At 55.4% G+C, this 10789-nt stretch carries 14 protein-coding genes; 6 read left to right on the plus strand and 8 right to left on the minus strand.

From position 1 onward, the window contains the following. Positions 1-32 precede the first annotated feature (32 nt). On the minus strand, positions 33-1061 hold the full coding sequence (gene epmB, locus NI40_RS02035; protein ID WP_039261006.1) for an EF-P beta-lysylation protein EpmB: 1029 nt from the start codon (positions 1059-1061) through the stop codon (positions 33-35). Positions 1062-1101: 40 nt separating this feature from the next. Here epmB and efp point away from each other — a divergent pair, with 40 nt between their 5' ends. From efp to ecnB, 3 genes are all read left to right on the plus strand, one after another. Then, the gene (gene efp, locus NI40_RS02040; protein ID WP_010427766.1) at positions 1102-1668 is read left to right on the plus strand and encodes an elongation factor P; all 567 of its coding nucleotides are present in this window, start codon (positions 1102-1104) and stop codon (positions 1666-1668) included. A 58-nt stretch (positions 1669-1726) separates the two neighbouring features. Continuing rightward, positions 1727-1858, plus strand: coding sequence for an entericidin A/B family lipoprotein (locus NI40_RS02045; protein ID WP_024907352.1), 132 nt, complete (start codon positions 1727-1729; stop codon positions 1856-1858). A gap of 108 nt (positions 1859-1966) precedes the next feature. Further along, positions 1967-2113, plus strand: a complete 147-nt coding sequence (gene ecnB / locus NI40_RS02050; RefSeq protein WP_003025482.1) for a lipoprotein toxin entericidin B — start codon at positions 1967-1969, stop codon at positions 2111-2113. A 36-nt stretch (positions 2114-2149) separates the two neighbouring features. On the opposite strand, the gene NI40_RS02055 is transcribed toward ecnB, so the two are convergent. Then, positions 2150-2749, minus strand: coding sequence for a helix-turn-helix transcriptional regulator (locus tag NI40_RS02055; protein ID WP_033144453.1), 600 nt, complete (start codon positions 2747-2749; stop codon positions 2150-2152). A gap of 261 nt (positions 2750-3010) precedes the next feature. Here NI40_RS02055 and sugE point away from each other — a divergent pair, with 261 nt between their 5' ends. Continuing rightward, positions 3011-3328, plus strand: coding sequence for a quaternary ammonium compound efflux SMR transporter SugE (gene sugE / locus NI40_RS02060; RefSeq protein WP_008502938.1), 318 nt, complete (start codon positions 3011-3013; stop codon positions 3326-3328). Here the strand turns inward: sugE and NI40_RS02065 are convergent. Next, on the minus strand, positions 3325-3855 hold the full coding sequence (locus NI40_RS02065) for a lipocalin family protein (RefSeq protein WP_023310119.1): 531 nt from the start codon (positions 3853-3855) through the stop codon (positions 3325-3327). The genes sugE and NI40_RS02065 overlap by 4 nt on opposite strands. A 136-nt stretch (positions 3856-3991) precedes the next feature. Then, positions 3992-5137 (minus strand): cephalosporin-hydrolyzing class C beta-lactamase ACT-93, encoded by a 1146-nt coding sequence (locus tag NI40_RS02070; RefSeq protein ID WP_039261009.1) that lies wholly within the window; start codon positions 5135-5137, stop codon positions 3992-3994. Positions 5138-5269: 132 nt separating this feature from the next. Between NI40_RS02070 and ampR the strand changes: the two genes are divergently transcribed. Then, positions 5270-6145 carry a LysR family transcriptional regulator AmpR gene (ampR, locus tag NI40_RS02075; RefSeq protein WP_039261010.1) on the plus strand — a complete coding sequence of 292 codons (876 nt, stop codon included), beginning with the start codon at positions 5270-5272 and terminating at the stop codon, positions 6143-6145. Positions 6146-6174: 29 nt separating this feature from the next. On the opposite strand, the gene frdD is transcribed toward ampR, so the two are convergent. From frdD to frdA, 4 genes are read right to left on the minus strand one after another with little or no spacing between them, the layout of a single operon-like run. Beyond that, positions 6175-6534 (minus strand): fumarate reductase subunit FrdD, encoded by a 360-nt coding sequence (gene frdD, locus NI40_RS02080; protein WP_000609653.1) that lies wholly within the window; start codon positions 6532-6534, stop codon positions 6175-6177. Positions 6535-6544: 10 nt separating this feature from the next. Continuing rightward, the gene (frdC, locus tag NI40_RS02085; RefSeq protein WP_032662400.1) at positions 6545-6940 is read right to left on the minus strand and encodes a fumarate reductase subunit FrdC; all 396 of its coding nucleotides are present in this window, start codon (positions 6938-6940) and stop codon (positions 6545-6547) included. A gap of 10 nt (positions 6941-6950) precedes the next feature. Next, entirely contained in the window at positions 6951-7685 is a 735-nt protein-coding gene (locus NI40_RS02090; protein WP_023310124.1) for a succinate dehydrogenase/fumarate reductase iron-sulfur subunit, read from the minus strand. Beyond that, positions 7678-9468, minus strand: coding sequence for a fumarate reductase (quinol) flavoprotein subunit (gene frdA, locus NI40_RS02095; RefSeq protein WP_023310125.1), 1791 nt, complete (start codon positions 9466-9468; stop codon positions 7678-7680). The genes NI40_RS02090 and frdA overlap by 8 nt, the downstream gene beginning before the upstream one ends. A 310-nt stretch (positions 9469-9778) precedes the next feature. Between frdA and epmA the strand changes: the two genes are divergently transcribed. After that, positions 9779-10756, plus strand: coding sequence for an elongation factor P--(R)-beta-lysine ligase (gene epmA / locus NI40_RS02100; protein WP_039261013.1), 978 nt, complete (start codon positions 9779-9781; stop codon positions 10754-10756). The last annotated feature ends 33 nt before the right edge of the window (positions 10757-10789 follow it).

A 10789-nucleotide genomic window follows, 5' to 3' on the forward strand; every position in this document is an offset into this window, starting at 1 on the left:
TCCCTGTGGGAGAGGGTTAGGGTGCGGGGAAACTAGCGCTGCCGCAGCTGCAGATCCAGCGGCGTCTTGCTCGGCTCTCCGCCAATCTCGCGTGCCAGCTTCGGCACCATATAGCCTGAAACCAGCGTTAACAGTTCGCGCATAATCTGCCGGGCTTCTTCATCCGTCACCATGAAATGGGCCGCGCCCTGAACGCGATCCAGCACGTGCAGGTAATAGGGCATCACGCCCGCATCAAACAGGGCATTGCTCAGGTCGGCCAGCACGCGGGCGCTGTCATTGACGCCGCGCAGCAGCACGCTCTGGTTCAGCAGCGTCACGCCCGCTTTACGCAGACGCGCCATCGCCGCGCGAAAGTCATCGTCAATTTCATTCGCGTGGTTAATATGGTTCACCAGCAGCACCTGCAATCTTGACTGCTCCAGGCGTGACACCAGTCCGTCAGTGACACGTGCCGGAATGACAATCGGTAAACGGCTGTGAATACGTAGGCGCTTAACGTGCGGGATGGCTTCAAGCTGAGTCAACAGCCAGTCCAGCTCATGATCTTTTGCCATCAGCGGGTCACCGCCGGAAAAAATAATCTCATCCAGCTCCGGATGGGCGGCGATATAGTCCAGCGCGACCTGCCAGTTGCGTTTATTGCCCTGGTTTTCGGCATACGGGAAGTGCCGACGGAAGCAATAACGACAATTTACCGCGCAACCGCCTTTTACCAGCAGCAGGGCGCGGTTGAGATACTTGTGCAGTAAACCCGGCACCACGCTGTTCTGCTCTTCCAGCGGATCGGTGCTGTATCCTGGCGCGGTGACAAACTCATCCTGCGAAGTAAGCGTTTGTTTTAAAAGTGGATCGTCGGGGTTGCCTTTCTCCATTCGCGCCACAAACGCACGGGGAACGCGCAGGGCGAAAAGGCGTTTTGCCTCGCGGCCTGCAAGCAACTCTGGGTGCTGATCGAGGTCTAAAAGACGCAGCAATTCATCAGGACTGGTGATTACATCGGCAAGTTGCGATAACCAATCTTCTCTGGACGGGGTGTTTAGGGTTACAATATGCGCCATTTTGTGGCTTAGCTACCAGTTAACAAATTTAGAGGGCCTTATGGCAACGTACTATAGCAACGATTTTCGTGCTGGTCTTAAAATCATGATGGACGGCGAACCGTACGCGGTTGAAGCCAGCGAATTCGTTAAACCAGGTAAAGGCCAGGCATTCGCACGCGTTAAGCTGCGCCGTCTGCTGACCGGTACCCGTGTTGAGAAAACCTTCAAGTCTACTGACTCCGCTGAAGGCGCTGATGTTGTTGATATGAACCTGACCTATCTGTACAACGACGGTGAGTTCTATCATTTCATGAACAACTCCACTTTCGAACAGCTGTCTGCTGATGAGAAAGCGGTAGGTGATAGCGCTAAATGGCTGCTGGATCAGGCTGAGTGCATCGTGACCCTGTGGAACGGCCAGCCTATCGCTGTGACCCCACCAAACTTCGTAGAACTGGAAATCGTTGAAACCGATCCAGGTCTGAAAGGTGATACCGCAGGTACCGGCGGTAAACCAGCCAAACTGTCTACCGGCGCAGTGGTTAAAGTGCCACTGTTCGTCCAGACTGGCGAAGTGATCAAAGTGGATACCCGCTCCGGCGAATATGTATCCCGCGTGAAGTAATTTACGTCATGATTGAAGGCGCAGCGCCCGCTGCGCCTGATTTTTGCAGGCAGGGATGATGAAACGTACCGTTAAAATTCTGCTTCTGTTAGCGCTTTCCAGTGCATTGCTTTCTGGCTGTAACACCACCCGTGGAATGGGACAAGATATCCAGGATCTCGGTCATATCATTTCTCACGCCGCCAGCTAAGTTCGTCTAATTTTCCTAAAAATGCTTCCTTTTCCGTCAACCGGCGGGATCTTGTCTATTCTTAAGTTGCTATACACAAAACAACTTTGGCTATAAAAGGAAGATATTATGGTTAAGAAGACAATTGCAGCGATCTTTTCAGTCCTGGTACTTTCTTCAGTGTTAACGGCCTGTAATACCACGCGTGGCGTCGGTCAGGATATTTCTGAAGGTGGTAGCGCAATCTCTGGTGCGGCAACTAAAGCTCAGCAGTAATTAACATACGGTACGAGACCAGCGGGTTTCGTACCGTCAGCTTTCTGATTCCTGCAGGGATAAGAACGGAGAAAAACGCGTATCCATATGCAGTTTCATGCGGATATTGCGTTTGTAGGTATAGACCGTTTTTCCATTGATACTCAGGTGAGCGGCAATTTTTTGATTGCTTGCCCCGTCCATCCACAATGTCAGCACTTTCTCTTCCTGCCGGGTCAGCAAGGGGGCGGCTGCCGTTGGCCTTTCAGCGCTGGCGCGCGAGTTTAATGCGTCGTTGATAGTCGTTGCCACTTCTTCGAGACTGGCGTTTTTCAACAGCGACGACCACACCGGGAACTGTCCGAGCCAGTCGGTCATGCCGCGGTCCTCTCCCGATTGCAGCATAATAAACGGTAATCGTTCACTGGCGTTAAGCAAGGACGAGAGCTGCTGAAAATGATGAATATCCTGCCTGAAGCCGTACAGGTCGGCGATGACCAGCGTGGGTTTCCATTGCAGAATGTGCTCCCTGGCAAGGAACAGATTATTTAGCCCGGTCACAACGTAGTGTCCCGGGAACAAACCGGAATGATTGAGCCATGCTTCAAACCCCGTGCGGGTGAAGTGACAACGGTCAATCAAAAGAATTTTGAACATATTTTATTCGCAGTCGGCTAGTGGTTTGGCTTCCTGCCATCAGAAAGCACATCATCATAGAGAAGTCGGATGAGTGCTAAATGCCGGAACTACGCGCCATACTGAGGCTATTTCTTGCCTTAACGTGTTCAGCAAAAAATGATTGAAAAAAAATAGCACGCTAACCACAATATGGGGCGTAATCTCTGCCTTACGGGACGACCCGTAAGCGTTTCTTTCACCGGGGACGGCCCCAACTTGAATTAAGTTAAGGAGCCTGAAATGTCCTGGATCATTCTTTTTATTGCTGGCCTGCTTGAAGTGGTATGGGCAATTGGTCTGAAGTACACCCACGGATTTACCCGCCTGACGCCCAGCGTCATTACCGTCACCGCGATGATCGTGAGTATTGTCCTGTTATCCTGGGCGATGCGCTCGCTGCCTGTGGGAACGGCTTATGCCGTCTGGACGGGCATTGGTGCGGTAGGGGCCGCCATCACCGGCATTCTGCTGCTGGGAGAGTCAGCGAGTCTGGCGCGTATCGCCAGCCTCGCCTTGATTGTGGCCGGCATCGTTGGGCTGAAGCTCAGCACCCATTAATGGGGCTGTTTTACCCAGATGAGTTTTGACACATCAAACCCTTGTCGGGTCGCGACGTCCAGCATCTGCTGTTTCATTTCTGACGAAATAGTTGGCGTGCGGGAAAGTATCCACAAATAGTCGCGATCCGGCCCGCAGACCAGCGCGTGACGGTACTCTCTGTCGAGCGCGATCACGTTATAGCCGCCATAAAACGGGCCGAAGAAAGAGACTTTGAGCGCGGCCCGTCGCGGGTCGCCCGTGAAGTACGCTTTCCCAATCGACTGCTGCCACATCTCCCGATCGGGATTATAGCCCCGGTTGATCACCTGAATACCGCCATCATCCATCGGGCTGTAATTCGCAGTGACCTTCTCTAAGCCCTGCTCAAACCGATGGTCGAGGCGCGCGATTTCATACCATGTTCCAAGGAAGCGTTGTGCATCAAAAGGCGAGACGACGGTAACGCCTGGAGGTGGGGTAGGGGAACTGCAGGCAACCACTAAAAACGCGGCTGTCACCGCGGCGATAACAGGCAGAATGCGCATAGGAGTTTCCTTACTGTTTTTTGTTAAGTGTAGATGACGGCAAGGAAAATGTGGTTTTTGTGCGGTGTGTTTCGCCGGGTGGTCACCCCGTGAATTTTGTAGGCCGGGTTAGGCAAAGCCGGCACCCGGCAATGTTTTACTGCAGCGCGTCGAGGATACGGTATGCCGCCTCAACGCGTGCCGGGTTCGGATAGCTTTTATTCGCCAGCATCACAATGCCGAGCTGCTTTTCGGGAATAAACGCCACGTAGCTGCCAAACCCGCCGGTAGAGCCGGTTTTATGGACCCAGGATGCGTTGACCGGGGGCGCCGGTGGATTCACTTCTCTCGCAGGCAACGGTGCCAGCGCCACCTTATTGTCGCTACCTTCAACCACGGTTTTGGCATCGACCGGCCAGTTAAGCATTTCCCAGCCTAACCCCTGATACATGGCACCCACGCGCCAGTAGCGAGACTGCGCCAGGGTAAGGCCTTTCCTGAGTGAACTATCCTGAAGCGAGTCCGGCTTCATGTTGACCATCACCCAGCTTGCCATATCCTGCACGTTGGTTTTTACGCCATAGGCTTCAGCGTCCAGCATTCCTGGCGAAACGTGTACCGCCTTACCGTCGCGGTATCCCCAGGCGTAATGCGCCTCTTCCGCTTTCGGAACGTTAATCCAGGTATGGTCCAGCTTGAGCGGCTTAAAGACCCGCGTCGTTATGGTCTGCTCATAGCTCATGCCGGAAGGTTTGACCGCCAGCGCGCCAAAAAGACCGATGCTGGCGTTGGCGTAAAGACGCGTGGTGCCCGGCTTCCACTGCGGCTGCCAGTTTTGATAAAAGCGCAGCAGAGAGGCGTTATCCGTGACCTCATCCGGTACCTGTAACGGCAAACCTCCTGCGGTATAGGTTGCCAGATCCAGCATGCGGATCCCCTGCCACTGCTTGCCTGTCAGCTCAGGCCAGTATTTGGTCACCGGATCGCCCAGCGATATTTCACCCCGAGCAATGGCATCGCCGCCCAGTACGCCGGTGAAGGTTTTACTTATAGAGCCCAGCTCGAATAAGGTTTGTGGGGTGACGGGTTTATTCGCCGCGACATCGGCTTTACCGAAGGTAAAGTAGTGCGGCTGACCCTGATAAATCACCGCCACCGCCATACCCGGAATGACCTGAGCTTTCATCAGCGGCGTAACGGTACGTTCCACCACCTCAGCCAGCTGTTTTTCTGACATCGGGGCAGCCAATACCGAGCAGGAGGTGCTGAGCAGCAGGGCGCAGCAAAGGGATTTAGTCATCATCAGTTATCTTCCGTAATAGCAGTTCAAGGGAGTGTCCGGGCCCGTCAGACCGCTGTAGTCTGTTGGATTTGACTATGGCTGACAAACGGTTAAATTTAGCATTAGCTGTTAATTTTTCTAACGGACGAGACCATGACGCGCAGCTATCTCCCTCTTAATTCCCTTCGGGCGTTTGAAGCAGCCGCCAGGCATCTCAGTTTTACGCATGCCGCTATCGAGCTGAACGTCACCCATTCCGCGATTAGCCAGCACGTAAAGGCGCTGGAGCAGCACCTTAATTGCCAGCTGTTTGTCCGCGTTTCGCGTGGGCTGATGTTGACCACCGAAGGCGAGAATTTGCTGCCGGTGCTGAATGACTCGTTCGATCGTATCGCCGGAATGCTGGATCGCTTTGCCAGCCAGCGCGCTCAGGAGAAGCTCAAAATAGGTGTGGTAGGAACCTTTGCTACGGGGGTTTTATTCTCTGAGCTTGCGGACTTTCGCCGCTGCTATCCGCATATTGATCTTCAGCTTTCCACCCATAACAATCGCGTCGACCCGGCGGCTGAAGGGCTTGATTACGCCATTCGCTACGGTGGCGGCGCGTGGCATGGAACCGATGCTGAATTCCTTTGCCCTGCGCTGCTGTCTCCGCTCTGTACGCCCGACATTGCCTCCTGTCTAAAAAGCCCGGCAGATATCCTGAAGTTTACCCTGCTGCGCTCCTACCGGCGCGACGAGTGGGCTGCGTGGATGCAGGCAGCGGGTGAACATCCTCCCTCGCCGACGCACCGGGTGATGGTGTTTGATTCGTCCGTGACCATGCTGGAAGCCGCGCAGGTAGGCACAGGGATTGCCATTGCGCCTGTCGACATGTTTACCCATTTACTCAGCAGCGAGCGCATCGTGCAGCCGTTTGCAACGCAGATTGACCTCGGCAGCTACTGGCTCACAAGACTACAGTCACGGACAGAAACGCCCGCAATGCGCGAGTTTGCCCAGTGGCTGGTGGGGAAGATGCAGAAATAAAAGGCCCGCCGGGTGGCGGGCCTGAAGCGTCAGATGGTGACCACGGCAATCAGCGTCACCACGGTCAGGATGGTCGCCAGACCGTAGAACACCCATTTCCCGCTCGGTACATGAATTTTCAGGTCATGCATCGCATGGTGAATACGGTGCAGACCACACCACAGCGGCAGGACGATCATCAGGAAGATGAACACGCGGCCGATAAAGCTGCTCGCGAACGCCAGTACGCGCTCGTAGCTCAGCGCATCGCCCGGGAACAGCCCCAGCGGCAGCATAATGCCGACCAGCAGAATGATGACGGGGGCGATGATGGCACTCCACATGCCGCCTGCGCCAAACAGGCCCCAGAAGACCGGCTCGTCAGAACGTTTTGGATTTGGATTGATCACAGTAGTCTCCTTACCAGAACAGTGCGACAAACAGAATGACCACAGTGACCAGAATCGTCACTGCCCAGAGTCCTTTAATCACCGGCTCTGGCCCCATTTTCTCGTCTTTTATGATGATGTTCGCCGCTTTTGGCGCCAGCTCAAACCAGGTTTTGGTATGAAGCAGCGCGGCCGCGAGCACGATCAGGTTCAGAACAACAATGATCGGGTTTTGCAGGAAACCGACAAAGCTGGCCCAGGCTTCCGGGCCATGCTTGAGGGCAAAAACGCCGTACATCAGCTCAAGGCTGAACCAGACCGCCGGTACCGCCGTGCCTTCACGCAGCATGTAGAAGCGATAAAACGGCAGGTTTTTCCACCAGGTGGACGGCACAGGCCGCACATAGGCTTTGCGTTTAGTCGTCATCATGCACTCCTTAGCGTGGTTTCAGGGTAGCGATAAGAAAGTCTTTCGAGCTTTCTACTTTACCCTGCTGAATTGCGGCGGCCGGGTCGACGTGCTTCGGACACACTTCGGAGCAGTAACCCACAAAGGTACAGCTCCAGACGCCGTTCTGGCTGTTAAGCTGCGCCATACGTTCTTTTTTGCCGTGGTCGCGGCTGTCTTCGTTATAGCGGTGTGCCAGGGTAATGGCGGCCGGGCCGATGAACTCCTTGTTCAGGCCAAACTGTGGACAGGCTGCGTAGCACAGGCCGCAGTTGATGCAGCCGGAGAACTGATGGTATTTCGCCATCTGAGCCGGCGTCTGGGTGTTCGGCCCCTGATCCGGCGTGCGCGGATTACCGATGATGTACGGCTTAATGGCTTCCAGGCTTTCGATAAAGTGGGTCATATCGACCACCAGATCGCGTTCAATCGGGAAGTTGCCCAGCGCTTCGACCTTAATGCCTTTGGTGTACTCGCGCAGGAAGGTCTTACAGGCCAGCTTCGGCACCTTGTTGACCATCATGCCGCACGAGCCGCAGATGGCCATGCGGCAGGACCAGCGGTAGCTCAGGTCTGGCGCCAGGTTGTCTTTGATATAGCCGAGCGCATCCAGCAGGGAGGTTTGCTCGTCATAAGGGACTTCATAGAAAGCGCTGTGCGGTGCGGCGTCCACTTCCGGATTGTAGCGCACCACTTCAACCTTCATTTTTTGCATCTCAGCCATTCGCCTTCTCCTTCTTCTCGGCGGCTTCTGCTTCTGCACCGTACACGCGTTTAGCCGGCGGCAGCGTGGTGATTTTCACGTCGCTGTAGTCCAGACGTGTGGTGCCATCTGCATCGCGCCAGGCGAGAGTGTGTTTCAGGAAATTGACGTCGTCACGTTCGGTACAGCCTTCGTCCAGACGCTGGTGGGCCCCACGCGACTCTTTACGCGCCAGCGCAGAGTGCGCCATACATTCCGCGACGTTCAGACCGTGGCCCAGCTCAATGGTGTAGAGCAGGTCGGTGTTGAATACGCTGGAGGTATCGGTGATGCGTACGCGCTTGAAGCGCTCCTGCAGTTCCGCCAGCTTATCGACGGTTTTTTGCATCAGCTCTGGTGTACGGTAAATACCGCAGCCTTCTTCCATCGACAGGCCCATCTCGTCGCGGATCTTCGACCAGTTCTCGTTACCCTCCTGGTTCACCAGATCTTTCAGGCGTTTTTCAACGTCTGCGACCTGCGCATCCAGCGCGGCACCGTTGGCTTCGCCTGCGGTAGCTGCCCGCTCCATCGCGCGCTCGCCCGCCATGCGGCCAAAGACGACCAGCTCTGCCAGCGAGTTAGACCCGAGACGGTTGGCGCCGTGCAGACCCACGGAGGAACACTCGCCGACGGCGAACAGGCCTTTAATACGGGTTTCGCACTGCTGGTCGGTTTCGATCCCGCCCATGGTGTAGTGCGCGGTTGGACGCACCGGAATCGGCTCTTTCACCGGGTCGACGCCGACGTAAGCTTTCGCCAGCTCGCAGATGAACGGCAGACGTTCCAGCAGTTTCTTCTCGCCAAGGTGACGCAGGTCGAGATAGACCACATCGCCGCGCGGCGTGGAGATGGTGTTGCCTTTGCGCCACTCGTGCCAGAAGGCCTGAGAGACTTTGTCGCGCGGGCCGAGTTCCATGTATTTGTTCTTCGGCTCGCCGAGCGGAGTTTCCGGGCCCATGCCGTAATCCTGCAGATAGCGGTAGCCGTTTTTATTGACCAGAATACCGCCTTCACCGCGGCAGCCTTCCGTCATCAGAATGCCGGATCCCGGCAGACCGGTTGGGTGATACTGCACGAACTCCATATCGCGCAGCGGTACGCCGTGACCGAGCGCCATGCCCATGCCGTCACCGGTGACGATGCCGCCGTTGGTGTTATAACGATAAACGCGACCCGCACCGCCCGTCGCCATCACTACCGCGTTGGCGCGGATCTGGACAAGCGTGCCTTCCATCATGTTCATCGCCACCAGGCCACGCGCCTGTCCGTCATCAACCAGAATGTCGAGGACGAAATGTTCATCGAAGCGCTGAATTTGTGGGAACTGAAGGGAGGTCTGGAACAGGGTGTGCAGCATGTGGAAGCCGGTTTTATCGGCGGCGAACCAGGTGCGTTCAATCTTCATACCGCCAAAGCGGCGAACGTTGACGCTGCCGTCCGGGCGGCGGCTCCACGGACATCCCCACTGCTCAAGCTGGGTCATTTCCGTTGGACAATGATGCACAAAGTAGTCAACGACATCCTGTTCGCAAAGCCAGTCGCCCCCTGCAACCGTGTCGTGGAAATGGTATTCAAAGCTGTCATGATCCTGCGCAACGGCGGCGGATCCTCCTTCTGCTGCCACTGTGTGACTACGCATTGGATAGACTTTTGAAATCAATGCGATTTTAGCGTTGGGATTAGCTTGTGCTGCAGCAATCGCAGCACGTAATCCAGCCCCGCCAGCGCCTATTACGGCAAGATCGGCTTGAAAAGTTTGCACGACATTCCTCCAGATTTTTGTTATTTCGCAACGCGACAAACTAAAGGTAGTTCACCCGTCCAAAAGGACGATTGCGAAAGCGTTTCCACTGCTCCTTTATGGGTAAAACAGTATAACCGTGTAGATGTCAGGGAAATTTGACGTGTTCGATTTTTTTGCTGTTCTGTACGGCGATTTATCATGAAGATTGATGAAATACGTCACGAAAAAGTTCACCTAAATGAAATGCCCTTTTTTACTGCGCAAAATTTGTCTCTGCCCCTGCTAACGAGTAGACTTCGTGCCCTTGTCTGAAATCGGAGAACAACTCATGAGCGAAACGGCCACCTGGCAGCCGAGCGCATCCATCCCTAATCTGTTAAAACGCGCTGCAATTATGGCGGAGATCCGCCGTTTCTTTGCCGACCGCGGAGTCCTGGAGGTGGAAACGCCGTGCATGAGTCAGGCAACGGTAACGGATATTCATCTGGTGCCGTTTGAAACCCGTTTTGTTGGCCCCGGCCACTCTCAGGGCATAAATTTGTATCTGATGACCAGCCCGGAATACCACATGAAACGCCTGCTGGCGGCGGGGTGTGGCCCGGTGTATCAGCTGTGCCGCAGCTTCCGTAATGAAGAGATGGGGCGTCACCACAACCCGGAATTCACCATGCTGGAGTGGTACCGCCCGCATTATGATATGTACCGCCTGATGAATGAGGTGGACGATCTGCTCCAGCAGGTGCTGGACTGCTCGGAAGCCGAAACGCTCTCCTATCAGCAGGCTTTCCAGCGCCATCTGGAAATCGATCCGCTGTCGGCGGACAAAACCCAGCTGCGCGAAGTGGCGGCAAAACTGGATCTGAGCAACGTGGCGGATACCGAAGAGGATCGCGACACGCTGCTGCAGCTGCTGTTTACCTTCGGCGTAGAACCCCAGATTGGCAAAGACCGTCCGACGTTTGTCTATCACTTCCCGGCAAGCCAGGCGTCACTGGCGCAGATCAGTACCGAAGATCATCGTGTCGCAGAGCGTTTTGAGGTCTATTACAAAGGCATCGAACTGGCGAACGGCTTCCACGAACTGACGGATGCCCGCGAGCAGCAGCAGCGCTTCGAGCAGGATAACCGCAAGCGCGCCGCGCGCGGTCTGCCGCAGCAGCCTATTGATGTGAATTTGCTTGAAGCATTAAAAGCAGGTCTGCCGGATTGCTCCGGCGTGGCGCTGGGTGTTGACCGTCTGGTGATGCTGGCCCTGGGCGCAGAGCAGCTTGGCGATGTGATTGCGTTTACCGTAGATCGCGCCTGACGGCAGTTTACCCTCTCCCGCGGGAGAGGGTTG

Origin of the sequence: Enterobacter sp. E20 (genome assembly GCF_000801755.2) — a bacterium.
Lineage (GTDB): Bacteria > Pseudomonadota > Gammaproteobacteria > Enterobacterales > Enterobacteriaceae > Enterobacter > Enterobacter asburiae_B.

Excerpts from the sequence above, each read along its gene's own strand:
- epmB (WP_039261006.1), bottom strand. The coding sequence starts at position 1,061 with ATGGCGCATATTGTAACCCTAAACACCCCGTCCAGAGAAGATTGGTTA.
- efp (WP_010427766.1), top strand. The coding sequence starts at position 1,102 with ATGGCAACGTACTATAGCAACGATTTTCGTGCTGGTCTTAAAATCATG.
- NI40_RS02045 (WP_024907352.1), top strand. The coding sequence starts at position 1,727 with ATGAAACGTACCGTTAAAATTCTGCTTCTGTTAGCGCTTTCCAGTGCA.
- ecnB (WP_003025482.1), top strand. The coding sequence starts at position 1,967 with ATGGTTAAGAAGACAATTGCAGCGATCTTTTCAGTCCTGGTACTTTCT.
- NI40_RS02055 (WP_033144453.1), bottom strand. The coding sequence starts at position 2,749 with ATGTTCAAAATTCTTTTGATTGACCGTTGTCACTTCACCCGCACGGGG.
- sugE (WP_008502938.1), top strand. The coding sequence starts at position 3,011 with ATGTCCTGGATCATTCTTTTTATTGCTGGCCTGCTTGAAGTGGTATGG.
- NI40_RS02065 (WP_023310119.1), bottom strand. The coding sequence starts at position 3,855 with ATGCGCATTCTGCCTGTTATCGCCGCGGTGACAGCCGCGTTTTTAGTG.
- NI40_RS02070 (WP_039261009.1), bottom strand. The coding sequence starts at position 5,137 with ATGATGACTAAATCCCTTTGCTGCGCCCTGCTGCTCAGCACCTCCTGC.
- ampR (WP_039261010.1), top strand. The coding sequence starts at position 5,270 with ATGACGCGCAGCTATCTCCCTCTTAATTCCCTTCGGGCGTTTGAAGCA.
- frdC (WP_032662400.1), bottom strand. The coding sequence starts at position 6,940 with ATGACGACTAAACGCAAAGCCTATGTGCGGCCTGTGCCGTCCACCTGG.
- NI40_RS02090 (WP_023310124.1), bottom strand. The coding sequence starts at position 7,685 with ATGGCTGAGATGCAAAAAATGAAGGTTGAAGTGGTGCGCTACAATCCG.
- epmA (WP_039261013.1), top strand. The coding sequence starts at position 9,779 with ATGAGCGAAACGGCCACCTGGCAGCCGAGCGCATCCATCCCTAATCTG.